The following is a 21,065-nucleotide window of genomic DNA, read 5'->3' as shown; positions in this document are numbered from 1 at the left end:
CAGAAGCCAGTACAAGATGCCAAGTGCCGCAAGCGAGCGATAGGGGAGCGCATGAAGTCTTCATGCCGGCTGAGGATAGACCTCTCTCAATTGATTAGGGGTCTCTAAACCCACAATCTACCGAGCGCTCCTAGGCAATTGGAAGATACCGAGAACAAAACGGGGCTTGCCACCGTTGGTAGAGTGGAGAAAAACATAGATGAAAGGCAGCGATGACTATTCAAGAATTTGATCTCATTATTATTGGCTCGGGTTCTGGCAACTCAATTATTAACGAGGAATGGGATAACAAAAAGGTAGCTATTATTGACGGTGGCACCTTCGGCGGTACTTGCCTGAACTTTGGGTGCATTCCCACCAAACAGTATGTTTACCCGGCAACCCTGGGGCACAATATTAGAACCCATGAGCACCTGGGTATTAAGGGCGAGGTTACTGACGTTGATTGGTCTGCTATGCGTGACCGCATTTTCGCTCGTATTGACGCTATCTCAGCCGGTGGACGCGATTACCGCGCGGGGCTGGGCAACGTCACCCTCTTTGAAGAGTACGCTCATTTCATTGATACCCACACCCTTGAAACCGAATCAGGCAAGCAACTTACCTCGCCGCAGATTGTGATTGCTACAGGCTCACGTTCTGTTCTGCCCGATGTGCCCGGTATCGACGGTCCGAACGTCCATACTTCAGACACCGTCATGCGCATTGATGATTTGCCCGCCCGCGTCGTGGTTATTGGTGGCGGCTTTATTGCCGCTGAATTCGCTCACGTGTTCAACGGGTTGGGTTCGCAGGTGATTCAGGCTAACCGCTCCGACGTGCTCCTGCGTAAGGCAGATGCAGAGGTTTCCGAGAAGTTCGCTGAACAGGCGGCGAAACAGTGGGATCTGCGCCTGAACCATGCCCTGACTGAAATCCGTGAACAGGCAGACGGTTCTGCTGTAGTGGTCTTCGACCACGAGGGAGAGAGAGTTGAGGTAGAGACCGACCTGGTGCTGGTGGCTACCGGTCGTAAACCTAACAGCGACACTTTGAGCGCAGAGAAGTTCTTCGACGTGGATGATCAGAGCGGTTTGGTTGCGGTGGATGCCCAGCAGCGCGTCCTGAAAAATGATGAGGTTGTTGAGGGTGTCTTTGCCCTAGGAGATGTGAGCTCGCCCTATCAGCTTAAGCACGTAGCCAACGCTGAGGCGCGCACCGTGCAGCACAACTTGACCCATCCCGATGCCCTGCGCGCAACTGACAGCCGTTATGTACCTGCGGCGGTCTTCACTCACCCGCAGATTGCGCAGGTTGGCTTGGTAGAGAAGGACGCCTGTGAGCTTGCCGAACGCGAGGGTTTCGAACTTGCCGTGAAGGTACAACACATCGGCGATGTAGCCTACGGCTGGGCAATGGAAGATTCCGTCGGCTTCGTGAAACTGCTGGCGAATAAAGAAACCGGCGAATTACTCGGCGCGCACATCATGGGGGAGGAAGCTTCCAGCCTCATTCAGCCCCTTATTCAAGCCATGCAGTTTGGACTGCCTGCCCACCGGATGGCACGCGGCCAATACTGGATTCACCCCGCGCTCGCGGAAGTCGTAGAGAACGCACTCTTGGGTCTGGAAACTGAACACTAAAAACTAGTCAAACAGTCTATAGGCAAAAAGTCGCCGGTTACGTTGTCAACGTAAACGGCGACTTTTTATCAATGCATCAGCATGACTGATTAGAAGACGCGGGGAGTGCTCTGCCGGGTCTTGCTATTCCACCAGATCGTCGAAGGTGGTAAGGTCTGCCCCCGTGAACGGTAAACAGCAGCAGCGGTAGTTTCAACAGCAATGTACTGTTCAGCGCGTGCTGCCTGAAGACCAAGGGGTAATGAACTTCCGAAGGCGGGGTGTACTGCCATGCTTTTGGGCGAAAGGAGCAAGCCTAGGAACACCCTGGACGGTTGTCTCACGGATCTTGGTAAAGAGGTGTAGCCTGTAGTCAATCCAGTTCGCGGTGAGGCGCTAGAAGACCCCGCAACTTTTGAAAGGAGCCGTTGACGAGCTTGAATAAGTCCTGCGGCAACCACCAGTAATTCTGCCGTCTGCGGTTGCACACAAGTTGCGGTCATAAGTGCTTGACTTGCGGTTAGCGGGACCGTAGGCACCGCCGCCGTATTGCGAGCTTCGATAGTGAAGGTGATTTTAATATCTTCAATCACTGCATCAGACGGGAAGTTATTGAAACCAATACCGCCATAGAAGTTGATGCCATGTTCAGCGGTGGCTGTAGTCGCAGGGGCAGTTGTGGTAGCGCCCCATTTGTAGATGATATCCGAATACAAATTCAGCTTCGGTGCGCACTGGCTTACTGCGTATGCCGGTATGGCGGGTGCTGCCTATACAGCACCTGTCACCACGGTTAGACGTGAAACGTTTTTAGTCATTGTGGTGAAATCCCCATTGTTTCGTTTGTTTTAAGTTTCTTGAGTAGACAACAATCCCTATGTTTCTATTCGGTAATATATCCACAGCAGCAAGGATCGAAAACAGGTAAGAGGTTATGACCGGTAATATTTCGCATACTTATTAACAGCAGAGAATACTCGGAACCAAAGAAAGCTCTGCAGGGTACGCAAAAGCGGGGGTGAACGCCAGATGGCGTTCACCCCCGCTAAGCTAGTCTTACGAAAAGCTAGTTCTTAGGAGCCTTCCCGATTTTGGGCTTGCTCTGCTGTGACTCCTACCCCTTAGCTACGGGCTGCTGATCAAAATCGGTGCTCTCATCGAGAGGTTCTTTAATCAAAGAAGCAGTAGCAGGTGAGGTCTGAGTAACCAGCAAAGCATCCTCTTCAGATTCGGGAGCCTGCTGCGCTATCTCCACCTTGGGTTCCTTGGTTTCAGTTTTCTGTTCAGCTACCTGAACCTTCAGTTCTGCGCCCTCAGCCTGCTGATCGGCTGCTTCGGCTTCCTTCTCAAGAGTTTTGACAGCTTCTTCAGTTGCCTTAGCGATGGTCTTAGGCGTGATGACCTTCTTAGAGGTATCAACCTTTAGAGGAACGACACCCACGATGCCGGGTACCAGCTCAATCTTTGAGGCGGTCGGTGCGGGTTCAGCCGCCTGATCCACCGCGTCCTCGGGCTCTTCGACCAAGAGACCAGCTGCAGCAGCTTCGTCCTCATCGACCACAACCCACTCGGTGCCAGCTACCTCAATAGCTTCATCCGTGGACTCATCGGCATCTTCTGCTGAGTGCTTGCCATGGATGGGTGAGTACTTCTGTACTTTCTCGCCCAGCTCGTGCAGTTTCTCAGCTGATTCTGCTTTGAACGCCTCGAACTTCTCTGACTGCTCAGCGCGGTAGGCTTCAAACTTCTCTGATTTTTCGGCTCGGTAAGCCTGGAACTTTTCACCCTGCTCTTGTACTGACTCGAGGGTGCGGTTGTAGATATCTTCAACGTATGCGCTGAAATCCTGCATGACTTGGGGGCGACGGATTTTCATGGACGGAGTCAAATGTCCTTCTGCTTCGGTGAAATCTTTATCGGTAATACGGAATTCTCTGATAGATTCAGCCTTCGACACGAAAGCGTTTGCCTCGTCAATAAAACGCTGAATAGATTCGCGGACGCGCGGGTTCGTGGACGCCTCCTTGGGGGTCAGCGTGCGTGGCAAGCCCAGGTGCTCCAACTCATCGGGGAGCACCTCGGGGTCAAGGGTAATCAGAGCCGCAATAAAGGGCTTCTCGTCGCCAACCAACATTGCCTGGCTAACTAGCGGGGAAGTACGGATGTGTTCCTCTGCTGGGGTGGGCACCACGTTTTTACCACCGGCGGTCACAATAATTTCTTTCTTGCGACCCACAATGGTGAGACGGTTCTTCCCATCGATTTCTACCAGGTCACCGGTCTTAAACCAGCCGTCCTCGGTGAAGGAGAGAGCGTTCTCTTCCTCGTTGTCGAGGTAGCCATCGAAGAGACCAACACCTTGCATTTCGAGTTCGCCGTCTTCAGCTAGGCGCACTCGTGTGCCGGGAATGAGCGTTCCCACGTTGCCCACGGAGAAATCTCGGATGCGTCCCACTGCCAGAGGGGCGGTGGTTTCGGTAAGACCGTAACCCTCTACTACCTCGATGCCTACGGCGTGGTAGAAATGACCTAAACGCGGAGCAAGGCGCCCGCCGCCTGAGACGGCGTACTGAACCGCGCCGCCCATTGCGTTGTGCAACTTGGAATAGACCAGCTTCTGGTAGAAGCGGTACTGCATCTCAAGAAGCGGGGGAACGTTGCCCGCAATTTTCGCTTTAGACCAGCGAATAGCGACATCAATACTGCGGTTGAAGAGCTTGGCGTTGAGTTTGCCACCCTTTTCTGCCTTCTTGGTAGCGCCCTCAAAGATTTTCTCAAAGACGCGGGGAACCACCAGCAGCACAGTGGGCTTGAAGCTATCGAGGTCACTTGCCAAAGACTTGATATTGGGGCTGTGCCCAACCGTTAGGCCGGCATCAAAAGCGAGCACCTGAATGAGACGCGCCAAGACGTGAGCCAGCGGCAAGAAGATAATCAGTGAGTGGCTTTCATTAGCAATCTCAGGAATAGTTGCCTTGGAGTTAGCGCTCAGACGCACAAAATTACCGTGCGAAATTGGGCATCCCTTAGGGCGACCGGTGGTGCCTGAGGTGTAGACAATTGTTGCAACGTCATCAAGGGAGGCTGCCGAGCGGCGTTCCTCGACAGTTTCGTCGGTGATATCGCGTCCTGCTTCAATCAGAGCTTCGAGCGCATCATCATCGAGCACAAGTACAGATTCCAGAGCTGCTAAATCAGTTTCTTTGATCTCGCGTGCCTGATCAATAACGGCGGCGTTTTCAGCGTTCTCAACGATAATTACCTTGGTGCCAGAATGAGAAAGCGCCCACGCCGCCTGGGCAGGTGAGGACGTCTCATAGACAGGCACAGAGACAGCACCTGCGTACCAGATTGCGAAGTCACACAGGGTCCATTCATAACGGGTGCGGCTCATAATACCTACACGGTCGCCTGCCTCAACGCCCAAGGCAATCAGACCCTTGGCAACGTCCATCACCTGGCGGCGGAAAACCGTTGCGCGAACGTCCTGCCAATTACCCGGAGACTTCTGCACACGGTAAACCACAGGATTAGAAGAATCTTGAGCCCTGCGCTCAACCATATCGGTGATGTTATTGTTCGGGTCAACTGTAACAACTTCCGGAGAATTAATTGTTTTCATCTGATACAGCCTCGTTGTTATGATGGGTGGTGAGTTCAACTATGAACTCGTAGGACTCTGAAAAAACTTGTGGTGCATCATAGTCTAACGTTGCGACATGAAAACTATTAAATAGTCGTACCGTTTTACTATTGTGGGCGTAATTTTTGAGGTAACTCACCGAACGGCTATCGATGACGTGGTCATCTTCGGAGCGAAAGATGAGTATCGGTGCGGTGATTGAAGCAATGTTCCTGCGTACTTCTTGACCGAGTTTGTGTAGCTCGTAGATGCTTTTGACCGGGGTGCTGTCGTAGGCGTGCTCATTAACCCCGGGTTTTTTGATGTCAGAGCCGATAGAGTTGACGGACGCGCGAAAGGGAGCTACCCAGCGCGCCCAGCGCATGAGAAGCTGAGTGTCTTGCACGAAGGGATTCACCACTACGATGCCCGCTACGGCGCGACGCGAAGCAAGATGTAGCGCTAAGGTGCCTCCCATCGATAAACCAAAAACAAAAACGTGGGAGCATCTGCGCGCCAAACGCCAATAGGCACGGTCTACTTCTTCAACCCAGTTGTGATAGGTCGTTTCAGCCATGTTCTGCCACGAAGACCCGTGACCGGGCAAGAGCGGCATCTCAACGTGAAGGTTTTTACCGGCGAAGTATTCGGCTGCCGGTCTCACTGAGAAAGGGGAGCCGGTAAAGCCGTGCAGTACGAGCACGCCCACAGGGGAATCACCCGCGTGAGAAAGAGTGCTGTGAATGTGCATGGGCTAATCCCTTGAGCGTGCCAACAAAAACTATCTGCAGTAGATAATACTGCACTGTTTTGATACACGTCACTGTGTATCGCTACCCGAGAAAATACTCCGCTCTATCTACGATAAAATAACACCAAGACTACGGCATCTACCGGAACAAAGACGTAACGAGGGAAAACCGATGCTTTACATGGCACTCAAAAAAGTACTGCTGGGCCCACTCATGCGCAGGCTCTACCGTCACGAGGTTACCGGCCTCGAGAACGTGCCTCAGCATTCTGCTGCAATCCTTGCCAGCAACCACCTCACCTTTTTAGACTCAATTTTTGTGCCTCTTGCCGTTCCCCGGCAGATGTTCTATTTAGCTAAAGCCGACTATTTCACCACCGGCGGTCTTAAAGGCAAAGCGATGAAAGCTTTCTTCTCGGGCGTGGGGCAAATTCCTATCAACCGCTCCGGCGGTACACGAAGCTCAGCCGCCGTTGAACAGGGAGTCCAGGTGCTGCGCGAAGGCAAACTCCTCGGTATTTACCCCGAAGGCACCCGTAGTCCCGACGGCAGAATCTACCGCGCCAAGACGGGGGTTGCCCGTATTGCACTTGCCGCCCGCGTCCCCGTTATACCCGTGGGGCAAATGGGTAATGACGACGTTCAGCCCCTAGGTAGCAACAAAATTCAGTGGCGTAAAAACGGCAAGAAAATCACCGTCAAAACCGTCATTGGTGCCCCTATCGATCTGAGCCCCTACTACGACACCGCTGATTCTTATGAGACCCTGCGCGAAGTATCAGACCTGATCCTGCACGAAATCCAGAAAATCACCGACCAAGAATACGTACCGGTCTACGCCAGCGATGTCAAAGCCCTGATGAAAGAAAGGAACATCACCGCCGAAGAAGCGGTGGAAACCTTGCAACAGCACTAAAACACCACATTCAGTGTCATTATCTGAAACAGAAGAACGAACCTACCCTCATGCTCCCTACAATGGGCGGTAGGTAAGAGAAAACAATCCCCTCACGTGTAGAAAGCGAACCTCTCATGACCAACGCTGATACAGCCACAACGACCTCTAACCTCGATGAGTGGCGCTCGCTTAAAATTGACCAGCACCCCCAGTGGGCTGAACACCCTGATTTTGTACCCACGCTCAATGAGCTAGAGACTCTGCCTCCGCTGGTTTTTGCCGGTGAAGTAGACCGTATGCGTCGCAGTCTTGCAGATGTTGCCGAGGGTAAAGCCTTTTTGTTGCAGGGCGGTGACTGCGCCGAGACATTCGACGGTGCCACTGCCGATAAGATTTCAGCCCGCGTGAAGACCCTGCTGCAGATGGCAGTAGTACTAACCTACGGTGCTTCCATGCCAGTTGTTAAGATGGGGCGCATGGCGGGGCAGTTCTCGAAGCCGCGCTCATCAAATGATGAAACTCGCGATGGCGTTACCCTGCCGTCTTTCCGAGGCGAAATGGTCAATGGTTTTGATTTCACCGCTGAGTCACGCGTCCACGACCCCAAGCGCATGCTGCAGGGCTACCACACCAGTGCCTCAACCCTGAACCTAATTCGCGCATTCACCACTGGTGGCTTCGCTGATCTTCGTTCGGTACACAACTGGAACAAGGGCTTTACCTCTAATCCCGCCCACTCCCGTTACGAGTCGCTGGCTGCTGAGATTGACCGTGCCATCAAATTCATGGACGCATGCGGTGCTGACTTCAACGCGCTGAAAGCAACCGAGCTTTACACCGGTCACGAGGCTCTGCTACTCGATTACGAACGTGCCCTGACCCGTACTGATTCGCGCACCAATTTGCCCTACGGCACATCCAGTCACTTCTTGTGGATTGGTGAGCGTACCCGCGGTCTTGAAGACGCACACGTTAATTTCTTGTCGAAGGTGCAGAACCCCATCGGCGTCAAGTTGGGACCCACCACTACTGCTGACGACGCGATGGCGCTGATTGACAAGCTCGATCCCAACCGCGAGCCGGGCCGATTGACTTTCATCACCCGTATGGGTGCCTCCAAGATTCGCGAGAACCTGCCCGCAATCGTAGAGGGCGTGCAGAAAGAAGGAGCGAAGGTGGTGTGGGTCACCGACCCCATGCACGGCAACACCATCTCGGTGCCCTCCGGCTACAAGACCCGTCGCTTCAACGATGTGGTGGATGAAGTCAAGGGCTTCTTCGAGGTTCACGAAGCACTGGGATCATTCCCCGGCGGTATTCACGTTGAGATGACCGGTGACGATGTTGCCGAGTGTTTGGGCGGCTCTGACCCCGTAGACGAGGCCGCTTTCGCTGATCATTACGAAACCCTCTGCGACCCCCGTCTGAACCACCGTCAGTCGTTAGAGATTGCCTTCTTAGTAGCCGAATACCTTTCGCGCCGTTAAGCCGCTATTCAACGATGATGTGCCAAAGGGCTGGTGTCTGTTCTCGAAGTAAGAACGGACGCCAGCCCCTTGACCTACCGTGCGGTTACAGAAACCCTTGCCAGAGGGCTGAGGAGAGCAGAGCGGTGGCGAGCCACCAGCCTAAGAAGCTGGCGCAGAAGAGAAGAAGAAAGATAACAATACCCACGGTTGCTATTTTTATACTGCTGGGTGCAGGTAGGTAAGGCTCTGGTACTTGGTGGGGGTCGATACTCGGAGCGGACGCCTGCTGCCAGTTGCTTTCAGCACTCAGGTGTGGATCATTGGCAGTGGCTTCGTGTGCCCGGTAGGCACCGTGAAGCGGACTCTGCGCTGAAATAGGTTGGTGCTTTGCCGGGGCATCATCAGGTTCAGTATCTGGCGCATCCACCATATCCAGCGCTACGGGAGACCCCTCGGTTTCTTCTGCTAGGGTCTGCTCCCACAGCCCATCATCTTCTAAATCATCGGCAGCCGAAAAGGCGGTGATGGGTCTGCGCGCTGCTACCTCGTTAGCCCCGGAAAGCTCCGCAATGTGCTCAACAGCCTCCCACAGTGGCAGGTCATGGGGGGAACGAGATGCACAGTACTCTAATTCGCTCTCGCTCAGGCTCTGAGCGATATCGCTGAGCGTGGTGAAAAGTTCGGTAGCATTTTCCGGTCGTGCCTGCGGATCTTTGCGGGTACACCATTTGATGATGCCCACAATATCGCGGGGTAAGTCGGGGGCGTAGCGGGTGATCTCGGGTAACTCGGTGTGGACGTTGTTGTAAAGAACCTGCTGGTCATCCATACCACCAAAAGGTAGGCGTCCTGAGAGCATACGGTAGAGCATAATGCCGAGGGCAAAAATATCACTGCGCGCGCTGACCGTACCCTGACTGCTCACAATTTCAGGGGCAACGTAGGGCGGAGTGCCCATAAGCGAGCCCGTCCACGACTGGTCGGTGCGGCGGGTTAGACCAAAATCAGCGATTTTGACGCTTTCCGTTTCAGAAGACATAAGGACGTTTCCCGGCTTGATATCGCGGTGTATCAGCGAGAGCGCATGCACCTCAGAAAGCCCCTCAACAATTGGCAGCATCACCTCAAGAGCCTCAGCCACTGACAGCACAGGACGCACCCTGAGTAACTGGTGAAGAGTGCAACCATGCACGTACTCCAGTACTAAGAACATCAGTTCAGAACCAGCCCATCGATCGGTACCGGAATCAATCACGCTTACTACCGCCCCATGGCGCACCTGCCGTAAAGACCTCTCTTCACGAAAGAACTTTTGCTGCACAGAAACATCATTGGTGAACTGCGGCAAAAGCACCTTCACCGCCACGGGGTTATTCGACCATAAATCAACCCCGTGATAAACCTCAGCCATACCACCGCGGGCAATGAGCGAACCCAGCTCATAGTGACCAGAAAAAATGGCGCCGGTCAGCCACGCCTCAGAAGCCTTATCGTGTGTCATCGTACCCACCAGCCTAAATCATCAGGGCACACAAGTTCTAGCTACCTCCGCCTAAGATACAAGCAATATCACCGCACCATATAGCGTGAAAAGACTGCGTTCGCCCCAAATATCTGCGAAACTAGTGATGTGAATGAAAATACTGTTGAACTGTTTGAACTCGTGGGCGAATGGACTACCCTGCCCGATATTGCCGAAGCACTCGATATTAAAGTAACCCGCGTACACGCTCTTATTAATGAGGGGCAACTGATTGCCCTGCGTGACCCCGAAACGAAGGTCCGCAAAGTTCCCGCGCTTTTTGTAGGCGAGGATCGCGTCCTGGAGCCTCTGCCCGGCACTTTGCAGGTGCTTAAAGATTCCGGTTTTACCGAAGAAGAATCTATCAAGTGGCTCTACACCGAAGATGAATCACTGCCAGGTCGTCCTATCGACGCTCTCGTTGACGGTCGCAAGACCGAAATTCGCCGTCGCGCCCAGGCACTTGCCTGGTAAAAGACTACCTAAAGATTAAAAGCTGTTGGCTGCCTTTCACGTATGAAGGCAGCCAACAGTTTTTATAGAGCTTTGAAAGGCATAGTGCCTAAGAAGAGCTAGGAGAGCCTGTGCAAGGCTTTCGCGGCAATGGTACTGAGAGCCGTTTTGACCTGCTCGTTTACCGGTAGCTGCGCCAGCGCGTCCTGAACATGGGCGCGCTTACCCTCAATCATCTCTTCAACACGTGCTAGGGCACCTGAATCTGCAATGAGTGCCTGCATCCGGGTAATATCGGCGTCACTGAGATTCTGGTGACCTAAGGACGCATTAAGGAAAGCGCGTGCCTGGTCATCAACTGCTTGTTCGGTAAGGGCAGTGAGAACAGTGCGCTTGCCCTCACGCAAATCGTCCCCGGCAGGTTTGCCGGTTACTTCGGGTTCCCCGAAAACACCCAACACATCATCGCGCATCTGAAAGCCCTCGCCCAGCGGCAGGGCAAAAGCGCGGTAGGCAGAAATTCGTTCAGACACAGCGTTACCGCGCAAAGACTCTGCAAGAGCCCCACCGATTGCCAATGGGTGCTCACACGAATATTTTGCTGACTTATAACGAATAACGCGCTGGGCTCGTTCGAGCGCCTGCTCGTGGTTTTCAGAGGTGACAACCTCGTTCAAAACATCGAGGTACTGACCAGCCATGACTTCGGCGCGCATCACATCAAAAATCCGTCGCGCCTGGGTACCCCATGCGGCACGCTCGCCGATAGAAGAAAACGCTGTTTCAGACATTGCTAGGCACAAATCCCCGGTCAAAATGGCGCTGGCTATACCGTACTGCCTGCCATCGTGCTGCCAACTTTCACGCGCGTGCATGGATTCAAAACGCTTGTGCACCGCAGGGGCACCGCGGCGGGTATCTGAATTATCAATGATGTCATCGTGAATCAAAGCCGCTGATTGAAACAGCTCAATGGCAACGCCTGCCCGCACAATGTCGGGTGCATTGGCTGCGCCGCCGGCACCACGCCAACCCCAGTAAGCCAAAAGGGCACGTAGGCGCTTGCCACCGGTAGAAAGCTCACGAATAGAATCGAGCAAGGGCAGCGACTCCTCCGAAACCTCTGCGAGTACCGCTTTTTGTTCCTCGAAAAAAGAGATCATATCGTCTTCAAGAGCCGTCAGAAAGGTCTTCTGTTCGGCGGTGATAGCGGCGTGCGCTGACTGCCCGTCGTGCGATGAAACACCCATGATACTCCTTGGAAAAGTGTGAAGGTAAAGCCGGTGAGCTTGTCCATAGCCTATGGTACACACCGCGGTATGCCCAATATTCCATCAAAGACTAATCAGGCACCTCGCTTACTCTTTTCTTTTGCTCGCACACCCACTATTATCGAATATATATTCGATAAATGGTGGAAATGAGGTTGGAGGGGGCTATGAGTGAAAAAATCCGCGGGAATGCCCGCCCCGCGCGTGTCATTATGCACCTTGATATGGACGCCTTCTTTGTCAACGTAGAATTACTCGATAAACCCCACCTGCGCGGCGAAAAAATTATTGTTGCGCGCAACTCTACGCGCTCGGTGGTGCTCTCAGCCTCATACGAGGCACGAGCGGACGGCGTGGGTTCTGCAATGCCGCTGGCACACGCAAAAAATCTCAGCCCGCAAGCAATCATTGTTGAACCCTCCCGCATCTACCGCGACTACTCGGCGCGTATTATGGCGATTCTGCACGATATCACCGATAGTGTCGAACAGGTTAGCGTGGATGAAGCCTTCGTAGACCTCACCTCAACCATCAACAGACTGGGTGACCCCGTCACTACCGCCCAAAACGTTCGCCAGAGAATAGCTACCGAGTTGAATCTGCCAGCCTCAGCAGGCATCGCCTCCACAAAATTCGTCGCCAAAATGGCATCCACCGGTTCAAAACCCAATGGGCTGTGGGTGGTGCCGCCCGCGCGCGTCCAAGAATTTCTTGACCCGCTGCCTGTGAGTAAACTCTGGGGAGTCGGGGCTAAAACCCAGCAAGCACTCGCAGGCATCGGAGTGTACACCGTAGCTAACCTGCGAGCCCAATCTCGCAACTACTTACAAACTAAGTTTGGTACAGCGGCCGGGGCGCACCTTTATAACATCTCCCGTGGCATAGACCCGCGCCCGGTCATCGCGTATCGTGACGAAAAATCAATGGGCGCAGAACACACCTTCGCCATCGACTGCACTGATGCTCACGAACTTAAACAAGAAATCCTAGCCCTGTCGCTCAAAGTGGCGGCGCGACTGCGCGCCGCCCATCGGCAAACACGCTCGCTCACCCTAAAAATTCGTCATCAAGACTTTCATACCGTCAGCCGCAGTGTTCCCCTGCCTCAACCCACTGCCGCCGGTCACATTATTTTTGAAGCAATCGTGACTGAGCTTTACCGCCGTGACATTCTGATAGAAGACAGCCCGACGCTAGGAATGAAGGTACGTTTAGTGGGCGTGAGGGCTGAGAAAATCGATAACCGCGACCACGGGATTCAGGGGGCCCTGTTTGATTCGCCGGACGCGCCCGAGCGTGAGCCGGCGGATTGGGCTGCCGCTGAGCATACCATGGACGCCATCCACCAGAAATTTGGGGTTGCGGGGCTTAGCCCTGCGTCCTTACTTAAAAAGAACACATAAAGAACATACTTGCCAGTTATCACGCCGTGAACGGTATGATTATCTACAGTGCGACTGCGCCATACACTAAGGAGGGCTACATGCCGTTATCAGAGCACGAGCAACGGTTGCTTGACCAACTCGAGAAGCAACTGGGGGCTGACGATCCCACCTTCGCGCAGTCCATGAACAGTGGATCAGCCGCAACGGGAGTTGCGACCACCCCTTCTTACTCTCCGCGTAACTTAGCCATTGGTGCCTTGGTGGTGCTGGTGGGCTTGGGCGTTGTTATCGCAGGTGTCTCCACCAAACTGATTATCGTGGGGGTTCTCGGGTTTATCATCGCAGCCGCCGGTCTTTATGGTGCAACCACGCACACTGATGCGCCCACAACTAAAGCTACCCCCGCAAAAACTGCCGGTGCTGCCAAGCAGTCTCGTTTTATGCAGAACCTTGAAGGACGCTGGGACGAACGCCGTAGGGGGCAGTAACCTTTATCTAAAACTTCCAAAAACTTTGACAGGGCACTTCACCGCAGATGGTGGGGTGCTCTTTGCTATGTGATGAGGGGGGTGTGAAAAACCTTAAAAAACCCTCAAATGACGAACTCTGGGTGCGGTGGGGGAGCAATGTGGAGTAAAGTGGGTGAGGTTAGATGACGTGAGTAGTGCATCTTCGGTAAGTACATCTATGCTGGTGCTTCTTTTTCAACGCTAGGGGTGAGGCGTATGTTCTTAGGAACCTACCACCCCCGTTTGGATGCTAAAGGACGCCTGGTGTTGCCTGCGAAGTTTCGCGAGAAGTTTGAACAGGGGCTAGTGCTGACGCGCGGTCAAGAGCGCTGTTTGTATGTTTTTACTCTTGAAGAGTTTGAGCGGATTCACAGCCAGCTGCGCCAGTCGTCGGTAGCATCGAAAAGCAGTCGGGATTATATTCGCGTGTTCCTCTCGGGTGCCTCTGATGAGGTTCCTGATAAGCAGGGGCGCATCACTATTCCGCCTCTTTTGCGTTCTTACGCTTTGCTTACCGGTGAGCTTGCCTTTATTGGGGCGGGCAATAGAGCTGAGATTTGGGATTCTCAGGCATGGGATGACTATCTCGCTGAACAAGAAATAGCGTTTGCTGAAACTGATGCCGAGATTATTCCCGGCATGTAACCTAACAAACCGGCCCCTGTGCGGTCGAAAACATAATTTTGAAAGGGCACCGTGATGATGGAACAGATTCCCGATAGCGGACGCGCCGCCGAAGAGCGCCACGTGCCGGTCATGCTCACGCGCTGCCTAGATTTGTTGGCACCTGCTATCTCGCATCCTGGGGCTGTCGTTGTTGATGGCACGTTGGGTATGGGCGGTCATTCTGAGGCTATGCTGGAGCGCTTTCCGGAACTGACCTTGATTGGCATCGACCGCGATTTGATGGCGCACAAACTTGCTGGCGGTCGTCTTGAGCGTTTTGGTGAGCGTTTCAAATCTGTACACGCTGTATATGATCAGATTCCTGATGCTATTGCCGATTTGGGTTTCTCTGGGATTGACGGTGTGCTCCTTGATTTGGGTGTTTCTTCTATGCAGCTGGACGAGCGCGCGCGAGGTTTTGCTTACTCGTATGACGCGCCGCTTGATATGCGTATGGATTCTACTGAGGAACTCACCGCTGAAATTGTGGTAAACGAGTATGACGAGGCAGATTTGCGCCGCGTCATTCGAACCTACGGCGAAGAAAAGTTTGCTGCTCGTATTGCCCGCACCATTGTGCAAACCCGTGAAGCGCAGCCCCTGCGTACTACCGGTGAGCTGGTCAAAGCCATTCAAAAAGCTGTGCCCGTGGCGGCTCAGCGTAAAGGCGGGCACCCCGCTAAACGTACTTTTCAGGCGTTGCGTATTGAAGTCAATCATGAGTTGGACGCCCTTGAACGGGCGATTCCTCGCGCAATTGATTCGCTGAACCTGGGTGGTCGTATTGTAGCAATGAGTTACCACAGCCTTGAAGACAAAATAGTGAAACGAGCTTACACCGAAAAAGCCACGTCAAGCGCACCTAAGGGGTTCCCCGTAGAGCTTGAGGAGCACAAGCCTGTTCTCAAAATTATTACTCGGGGAGCGGAGCCTCCTACAGAAGAAGAAATTGAAGAGAACTCTCGTGCCGCCAGCGCTAAGCTGCGTGCTGCCGAGAAAATCAAACTCTAAAGGCTTGAAAGAAAAGAGAGAGACCCTAAACATCATGAGTGCGGAACCCCGTCACACCAATCAACCGAAGCCTACTTCACGGCCGCGGTTGAAAGCTGTGCCTGGGGAACGTCCTGTATCCGCCCGATCGAGGCATAGGGGTTCTTCTGCTCAGAAGGTTCCAGCAGGACGCACCGGTGCCAAGAACCGGGTTCGGCGTCCGCTCTCGACCGGCTCGGCGGCTCGCCCTGCCAGCAAGCGTCGCTACGTAATTTTCGTGCTGGTTAGTATTTTGATTGCTCTGAGCGGTATTTTGCTCCTGAACGTTCAAATTACTGAGCGCCAGTATCAACTCGTGCAACTGCGTAGCCAAGAAACCGCCCTGCTTCAAGAAAACGAGCGCTTGGCACAGGAAATCGAGTTCAACCAGGCTCCACAGAACTTGGCGGTGCGCGCAGTGCAGCTGGGAATGGTAGCTGCTACCCAGCAGGCAACCCTGAACGTACAAACCGGTGAGGTAAGTGGGGTGCCCTACGCCGTCACACCGGTAGAAACTGACAGTGACGTTCCCACCTACACCAAGAATATGATTGACCCGCCCGCGCTCTACGACACCGATGCCTACCAAAAGGCATCAGAGCGAGCTAAAGAACAGCAGCGTCGCGAAGCTGAGGCGAAGAAAGAACGCGAGAAAAAGGCGGCGGCTAAAGAGTCGGCGCGCGCTACACCCACTCCTACCGCAAGTGCAGGTGAATAACTATTAATCCGAAGAAGGAACCTCGTATAGGCAGTTCCCATCGCTTGCCTAAGATCGACCCTGTAGCCTCCCACCAGCTGGGGCGGCGGGGATTTTTGGTGAGCGCAGCAACCGTGGGCAGTATGGCTCTTTTGGGCACCAGATTGGTCTATTTGCAGGGTCTTGACCCCACCGGGCGCGCAGCATTGTCCTTAGCTGAGCGACAGCGTACGGTAACTATTCCCGCTTTGCGCGGTGAGATTTTGGATGTGAACGGGCATGTGCTGGCGCGCACTGTTCAGCGGTATAATATTACGGTTGATCAGACTGCCGTGCAGGATTTCGAACGGTCAGTGACATTAGCTGATGGATCACCGGGTAAAGAGACCGTGACCGCGGTGCAAGCCCTCTACGATTTAGCAGACATCCTTGAGATGAGCGATTCTGATGTTAAAGACGCCCTCGACGGAAACAGCCACTATTACATCGTCAAAGATAACGTAACGCCAGATGTGTACAACCGCATTAGTCGCTTGAATATTCCTTTTATCTACGGTGAGGTTATTTCTGACCGTCTATACCCGGATGGTTCGGTGGGCGGTTCTGTAGTGGGTCGTTACAGCATGATTGAAGAACCCGTCGAGGGCAGCGATGAGACCCAGATGGTTAACTATTCTGTGGGCATTGAGCGAGTCTTTGAAGAGCAGTTGCGTGGCAGTGATGGTTCGCGTACCTACGAGATTGGTGCTGATGGCATCCGTATTCCGGTGGGTGAGGAACGCGTTCAGCAATCTGTCAACGGTCAGAGTGTACGGTTGACTATCAACCAGGATATTCAGTATTTCGCGCAGCAGGTGATCAAGGCACGTGTTGAGGCTTTGGATGCCGAGTGGGGCAGTGCTGTAGTCATGAATGTGCGCGACGGTTCTCTGATTGCTCTGGCTGATTCGTCGATGATGGATCCGGGCGCTGAGATTCATGATCAGGCTGATATGATTCCGCGTGCTATCTCGCAGGCGGTGGAACCGGGTTCTACAGAGAAACTTTTGACATCGGCTGCTGTGATTGAGCAGGGGATCGCTGATCCACTGACTATCTTCAACGTGCCAGCGGAACTTGAGATCGACGGTCAGATCATTACGGACGCGTTTGTACACGGACCCGAAAAACGAACCTTTAACGGTATCATCGCTGATTCAATGAACACGGGAACGGTGCTGGCTGGTAGCCAGCTCACCCCTGAACAGCGTCATGACTGGCTGAAGAAATTTGGCATGGGGGAGTACACCGGCGTTGAGCTGACCGGTGAAAGCCAGGGCCTGGTTGCTGACTGGCAGGAATGGGACATCCGTCAGCAGTACACGGTGCTCTTCGGTCAGGGTGTAGCGCAGACTCCTTTGCAGACCTGCATGATTTTTCAGGCACTGGGTAATCAGGGCGTTCGCCTCAAGCCCCGTATTGTGGACGCGATTATTAACCCCGATGGCACTGAGACTGTCCCTGAGGTGGAGGAGGGCTTGCGGGTTGTTTCGCCCGAAACTGCCGCTGAGTGTCTGACGCTGATGGAGAATGTTGTTGAACATTCGGTAACCGGTGATGCTAAGGTCGCTGGGTATCGTGTGGGTGGCAAAACCGGTACAGCGGAGGCGCCCGCCAAAGATAAACCCGGGTATGACGGCTACACCACCTCCTTCATTGGTCTAGCACCGATTGAAGATCCGCAGTACCTGGTGGGCATCACCCTGCAAAGACCACAGGGAGCGGTGACCTCCATCGGCGCCTCTGCCCAGTTCTCACAGTTGATGGAGAAAGTATTGCATACCTACAATGTGCCGCACTCCACTACAGAACCGAACCTTCTTCCCAAGTTCGAAGAAGATCAAGAAAAAGATGCGTAGGCACTAGAATGTAGACGTTGTCTCCACCGTCAGTACAGGTGGAAACCGTAAGGTCAAAAGAAGCAGGAGCACATCGTGAACGCAACAGGTTTTGAGGGTTCAGCGCAGACGCTGCGCCCTTCAACAAGTACCGGCAGTTCGCTTGAAGGCGTTCAGCAGTGGATCCAAGAGGCGGGCTACACAGCTTCCATCTTGCGTCCGACTAACGTCCCAGTCACCGGTATCACCATGGATTCACGCGAAGTACAACCGGGAGACCTCTATGTGGCACTACCTGGTGCCCGTGCCCACGGCGCCCAGTTTCTGGACGCGGTGGTGGCAGCTGGAGCCTCCGCTATCTTGACCGATACCGCAGGTGTTGATATTGCCGGTGCAGCAACTGAGTTACCCGGTCTCGTGCAGTGTGAAGATTTACGCGCAGTTGTTGGTCCGCTAGCTGCTGAGATTTACCGTTCCCAACCCTCAGATGGCTCTGCGCCCACCCTTTTTGCGGTGACTGGCACCAACGGCAAAACTACCAGTACCTACATGATCAACGCGATCATGCAGTCTCTGGGCAACGCTACCGGTCTCATCGGTACCATCGAAATCCTCGCCGGTGGCGTTTCCATCCCGTCAAAACTCACCACCCCTGAATCACCGCATGTACACTCTTTACTCTCTTTGATGCGCGAGAACGGTATTGGGTCAGCAGCAATGGAAGTCTCATCTCACGCGCTGGACTACCGCCGTGTTGACGGGGTTCGTTACGATGTTGCAGGGTTCACCAACCTGACCCAAGACCATCTTGATTTGCACGGCACCATGGATAGCTACTTTGAGTCCAAGGCTGCTCTCTTTACCCCCGAGCGTGCCCGTCGTGCTGTTATTCTCGTGGATGATGAGTGGGGCGAAGCTATGGCTGCCCACGCTGATCAGGCAATGGGCGTATCCAACGTAGTGCGCCTTCGCAGTGGTTTCGGCGCGGGCGTTACCCCGCGACCCGACCTCAAGCCCCAAGACTGGGCTGTGACCGGCATCCAGCGCTCCGGAATTGGTCACGAATTTACCCTGGTACGCGGCGATGGATTTGAATTGCGCACCTCCACCCAGCTACCGGCAGATTTCAACGTGTCAAATGCTGCCTTAGCTGCCGTCATGGTCGCCGAAGGCACAGAGGATGCCGACGCGCTCGCTCAGGTGCTTGCCCAGCCAGAGACCCTCACCCCCGTGGTTCCCGGACGTATGCAGCTCATCGCCCACCAGCCCACAGCTCTGGTGGATTTTGCCCACAATCCTGACGCCCTCAAACGAGCTCTTGAGGCGGTTGAACCGGCAGAGAATGCCGGACGTATCATTGTCGTCTTCGGCGCTACCGGCGAGCGCGATCAGACCAAACGTCCTATCATGGGTGCCATCGCTGCTCAGTACGCCGATATTGTAATCGTGACTGATGACGACCCCCACGGGGAGGACCCCGAACCCATTCGCGTCGCCGTCGAAACCGGTGCGCGCGAAGCTGTCGAGAGTGGTGCTCGCGCAGCGGATGTTCTCAACATCGCCCCGCGTACTGCCGCTATTGAATACGCTGCGAAAATTGCCGGTGAGAACGACTCTATTGTGGTTGCCGGACGAGGCCATGAAACAGCTCAGGATGTGGCGGGCGTTGATCTTGACCTTGATGATCGGGTAGAAGTCGCCCGCGCCTTGACTGCTTACGGCTACGATGTTTTGCCCGCTTACCGCTTGGCTGAAGGAGCCTAACCCATGATTGAACTTTCATCCCGGCAGGTAGCTGAAGCCGTCAACGGAACCCTTGTGGGGTGCAGCGATGATGAAGCGCAGAAGATTACCGTCACTAGCGCCACCACTGATTCCCGTGAGGTTGTTGCCGGTACCCTTTTTCTTGCTAAACCAGGTGAGATAACGGACGGCCATCGCTTTGTTCCGCAGGCTTTTGTGGCGGGTGCCTCGTTGGCGCTGGTTGAACGCGTGGTGACCCAAGGATCGGGGGAACCTTACCCCGCTGTAGTGGTTGATGATGTTGTGCTGGCGATGGGGCGTCTTGCCTCTTACTGCATCGAGAAGATGCGTGCCGCCGGTGAACTCACGGTCATTGGTATTACGGGTTCTGCTGGTAAAACCACTACTAAAGATTTACTTGCCGGTATTTTTGCTACTGCCGGTGAAACTGTTGCACCCGTGGGCTCTTTCAACGGTGAGGTAGGTGTTCCTCTGACGGTGTTCCGTGCAGATGAAAGTACCCGCTACCTGGTTATTGAAATGGGCGCCGACGGAGTGGGGCATATTGAGTACTTGGCGTCGATAGTGAAGCCTGATTACGGAGTCATTCTAAAAGTGGGTACTGCTCACGCCGGTGAATTCGGCGGAATCGACAACATCGAAAAAACTAAGGGCGAACTTGCCGAAGGTATCTTGCAGGGTCTAGCTCTCAACGATGATGACGAGCGCGTCCGTCGTATGCTGCCGCGGGCGGTAGCACCCACCTTCTTCTTTGGTGTGGGTGAAAAGAACGCTGATGCTCCCAACGCACCGCGTGTGTACGCGACTCAGCTGGTGACCGCAGCCAGTGGCTGCCCCGAATTCATGCTGCATTTTCCCAGTGGTGAGAAGTTCGAGATTGCGTCCAAACTTATTGGTGAGCACCACGTTCATAACCTCTTGGCAGCGGCTACCGTTGCCTACCAAATTGGTATTCAACCGCAGGTGATTGTCAAGCAGCTCAACACCCAGGGCGCAGTCTCTCGCTGGCGGATGGAACGCACCGACCGCGCTGACGGTGTGAGCGTCATCAATGACGCTTACAACGCCAACCCCGAGTCAATGGCAGCTGCCCTCCGCGCCTTGGCACAGCTTGGACGGGGTGAGCAGCCCCGACGCACCTGGGCTGTACTTGGTGCCATGCTGGAGCTGGGCGAAGTCTCGGTTGAAGAACATGACCGCCTCGGCAGGCTCGTGGTGCGCATGAATATTTCTAAGCTCATTGCTATTGGCGATGAAGCTAAGCCTATCTACAATGCCGCCCACCTAGAAGGCTCGTGGGGCAATGAAGCAACCTGGGTTGCCACCGCTGACGAAGCCCGCGAAATTTTGCGCGCAGAGCTAGAACCGGGCGATATCGTCCTGTTCAAATCCTCTAACGGTGCGGGGCTGAGAATTTTGGGGGACGCTGTCGCCCAAGATACCCACGTAGCGGGTAGTAATGAGACACGTACCGCATATTGGTTGAGTGCTGGCGACTTTGTTGACGCTGTAGACTCAGACACTGACGAATAAACACACCCCACACATTCA

The 21,065-nt window shown here is 54.1% G+C and carries 17 protein-coding genes; 12 read left to right on the top strand and 5 right to left on the bottom strand.

The window, feature by feature from the left end; genetic code table 11:
* The first annotated feature begins 212 nt into the window (after positions 1 to 212).
* A complete protein-coding gene (locus tag JTP09_RS01920; protein ID WP_204876405.1) occupies positions 213 to 1,622 on the top strand; it encodes a mycothione reductase in 1,410 nt (469 codons plus the stop codon).
* 89 nt (positions 1,623 to 1,711) lie between these two features.
* Here the strand turns inward: JTP09_RS01920 and JTP09_RS01915 are convergent, their stop codons facing one another.
* The 3 genes from JTP09_RS01915 to JTP09_RS01905 all read right to left on the bottom strand — a co-directional run bounded on the left by JTP09_RS01915 (position 1,712) and on the right by JTP09_RS01905 (position 5,974).
* Complete coding sequence (locus JTP09_RS01915) at positions 1,712 to 2,317, bottom strand: hypothetical protein (RefSeq protein WP_204876389.1); 606 nt, start codon at positions 2,315 to 2,317, stop codon at positions 1,712 to 1,714.
* Positions 2,318 to 2,715: 398 nt separating this feature from the next.
* Positions 2,716 to 5,223, bottom strand: coding sequence for a long-chain fatty acid--CoA ligase (locus tag JTP09_RS01910; RefSeq protein WP_204876388.1), 2,508 nt, complete (start codon positions 5,221 to 5,223; stop codon positions 2,716 to 2,718).
* Positions 5,210 to 5,974 (bottom strand): carboxylesterase, encoded by a 765-nt coding sequence (locus JTP09_RS01905; protein ID WP_204876382.1) that lies wholly within the window; start codon positions 5,972 to 5,974, stop codon positions 5,210 to 5,212. Before JTP09_RS01905 ends, JTP09_RS01910 begins: the two co-directional genes overlap by 14 nt.
* Before the next feature lie 181 nt (positions 5,975 to 6,155).
* Here JTP09_RS01905 and JTP09_RS01900 point away from each other — a divergent pair, with 181 nt between their 5' ends.
* A complete protein-coding gene (locus JTP09_RS01900; RefSeq protein WP_370592468.1) occupies positions 6,156 to 6,890 on the top strand; it encodes a lysophospholipid acyltransferase family protein in 735 nt (244 codons plus the stop codon).
* 116 nt (positions 6,891 to 7,006) lie between these two features.
* A complete protein-coding gene (locus JTP09_RS01895; protein ID WP_204876379.1) occupies positions 7,007 to 8,359 on the top strand; it encodes a class II 3-deoxy-7-phosphoheptulonate synthase in 1,353 nt (450 codons plus the stop codon).
* Positions 8,360 to 8,444: 85 nt separating this feature from the next.
* Here JTP09_RS01895 and JTP09_RS01890 read toward each other — a convergent pair whose 3' ends face one another.
* Positions 8,445 to 9,842, bottom strand: a complete 1,398-nt coding sequence (locus JTP09_RS01890; protein WP_204876377.1) for a serine/threonine-protein kinase — start codon at positions 9,840 to 9,842, stop codon at positions 8,445 to 8,447.
* 129 nt (positions 9,843 to 9,971) lie between these two features.
* Here JTP09_RS01890 and JTP09_RS01885 point away from each other — a divergent pair, with 129 nt between their 5' ends.
* Positions 9,972 to 10,337 (top strand): Rv2175c family DNA-binding protein, encoded by a 366-nt coding sequence (locus JTP09_RS01885; protein ID WP_204876374.1) that lies wholly within the window; start codon positions 9,972 to 9,974, stop codon positions 10,335 to 10,337.
* Between the two features lie 98 nt (positions 10,338 to 10,435).
* Here the strand turns inward: JTP09_RS01885 and JTP09_RS01880 are convergent, their stop codons facing one another.
* Positions 10,436 to 11,566: a polyprenyl synthetase family protein gene (locus JTP09_RS01880; RefSeq protein ID WP_204876372.1), complete on the bottom strand. Its 1,131-nt coding sequence runs from the start codon at positions 11,564 to 11,566 to the stop codon at positions 10,436 to 10,438.
* A 188-nt stretch (positions 11,567 to 11,754) separates the two neighbouring features.
* Between JTP09_RS01880 and dinB the strand changes: the two genes are divergently transcribed.
* From dinB to murF, 8 genes are all read left to right on the top strand, one after another.
* The gene (dinB, locus tag JTP09_RS01875; RefSeq protein WP_204876371.1) at positions 11,755 to 12,990 is read left to right on the top strand and encodes a DNA polymerase IV; all 1,236 of its coding nucleotides are present in this window, start codon (positions 11,755 to 11,757) and stop codon (positions 12,988 to 12,990) included.
* Between the two features lie 80 nt (positions 12,991 to 13,070).
* Positions 13,071 to 13,460 carry a DUF3040 domain-containing protein gene (locus JTP09_RS01870; protein ID WP_204876365.1) on the top strand — a complete coding sequence of 130 codons (390 nt, stop codon included), beginning with the start codon at positions 13,071 to 13,073 and terminating at the stop codon, positions 13,458 to 13,460.
* A gap of 237 nt (positions 13,461 to 13,697) precedes the next feature.
* Positions 13,698 to 14,126 (top strand): division/cell wall cluster transcriptional repressor MraZ, encoded by a 429-nt coding sequence (gene mraZ / locus JTP09_RS01865; RefSeq protein WP_204876363.1) that lies wholly within the window; start codon positions 13,698 to 13,700, stop codon positions 14,124 to 14,126.
* A gap of 57 nt (positions 14,127 to 14,183) precedes the next feature.
* On the top strand, positions 14,184 to 15,158 hold the full coding sequence (gene rsmH, locus JTP09_RS01860) for a 16S rRNA (cytosine(1402)-N(4))-methyltransferase RsmH (RefSeq protein WP_204876631.1): 975 nt from the start codon (positions 14,184 to 14,186) through the stop codon (positions 15,156 to 15,158).
* Between the two features lie 34 nt (positions 15,159 to 15,192).
* Complete coding sequence (locus JTP09_RS01855; RefSeq protein ID WP_204876362.1) at positions 15,193 to 15,894, top strand: hypothetical protein; 702 nt, start codon at positions 15,193 to 15,195, stop codon at positions 15,892 to 15,894.
* 44 nt (positions 15,895 to 15,938) lie between these two features.
* The gene (locus JTP09_RS01850; RefSeq protein ID WP_239478548.1) at positions 15,939 to 17,771 is read left to right on the top strand and encodes a penicillin-binding protein 2; all 1,833 of its coding nucleotides are present in this window, start codon (positions 15,939 to 15,941) and stop codon (positions 17,769 to 17,771) included.
* Positions 17,772 to 17,846: 75 nt separating this feature from the next.
* Positions 17,847 to 19,514, top strand: coding sequence for a UDP-N-acetylmuramoyl-L-alanyl-D-glutamate--2,6-diaminopimelate ligase (locus tag JTP09_RS01845; RefSeq protein WP_204876361.1), 1,668 nt, complete (start codon positions 17,847 to 17,849; stop codon positions 19,512 to 19,514).
* Positions 19,515 to 19,517: 3 nt separating this feature from the next.
* Positions 19,518 to 21,047: a UDP-N-acetylmuramoyl-tripeptide--D-alanyl-D-alanine ligase gene (gene murF, locus JTP09_RS01840; protein WP_204876360.1), complete on the top strand. Its 1,530-nt coding sequence runs from the start codon at positions 19,518 to 19,520 to the stop codon at positions 21,045 to 21,047.
* Positions 21,048 to 21,065: the final 18 nt, after the last annotated feature.

Source organism: Rothia sp. ZJ1223 (assembly GCF_016900985.1).
GTDB lineage: Bacteria > Actinomycetota > Actinomycetes > Actinomycetales > Micrococcaceae > Rothia.
This window is presented reverse-complemented; position numbering and strand designations above follow the sequence as displayed.

Bases quoted from the DNA above. Each gene is read 5' to 3' on its own strand.
- JTP09_RS01880 (WP_204876372.1), bottom strand. From the start codon at position 11,566: ATGGGTGTTTCATCGCACGACGGGCAGTCAGCGCACGCCGCTATCACC.
- JTP09_RS01890 (WP_204876377.1), bottom strand. From the start codon at position 9,842: ATGACACACGATAAGGCTTCTGAGGCGTGGCTGACCGGCGCCATTTTT.
- JTP09_RS01920 (WP_204876405.1), top strand. From the start codon at position 213: ATGACTATTCAAGAATTTGATCTCATTATTATTGGCTCGGGTTCTGGC.
- rsmH (WP_204876631.1), top strand. From the start codon at position 14,184: ATGGAACAGATTCCCGATAGCGGACGCGCCGCCGAAGAGCGCCACGTG.
- JTP09_RS01905 (WP_204876382.1), bottom strand. From the start codon at position 5,974: ATGCACATTCACAGCACTCTTTCTCACGCGGGTGATTCCCCTGTGGGC.
- JTP09_RS01900 (WP_370592468.1), top strand. From the start codon at position 6,156: ATGGCACTCAAAAAAGTACTGCTGGGCCCACTCATGCGCAGGCTCTAC.
- murF (WP_204876360.1), top strand. From the start codon at position 19,518: ATGATTGAACTTTCATCCCGGCAGGTAGCTGAAGCCGTCAACGGAACC.
- JTP09_RS01910 (WP_204876388.1), bottom strand. From the start codon at position 5,223: ATGAAAACAATTAATTCTCCGGAAGTTGTTACAGTTGACCCGAACAAT.
- JTP09_RS01870 (WP_204876365.1), top strand. From the start codon at position 13,071: ATGCCGTTATCAGAGCACGAGCAACGGTTGCTTGACCAACTCGAGAAG.
- JTP09_RS01895 (WP_204876379.1), top strand. From the start codon at position 7,007: ATGACCAACGCTGATACAGCCACAACGACCTCTAACCTCGATGAGTGG.
- dinB (WP_204876371.1), top strand. From the start codon at position 11,755: ATGAGTGAAAAAATCCGCGGGAATGCCCGCCCCGCGCGTGTCATTATG.
- mraZ (WP_204876363.1), top strand. From the start codon at position 13,698: ATGTTCTTAGGAACCTACCACCCCCGTTTGGATGCTAAAGGACGCCTG.
- JTP09_RS01855 (WP_204876362.1), top strand. From the start codon at position 15,193: ATGAGTGCGGAACCCCGTCACACCAATCAACCGAAGCCTACTTCACGG.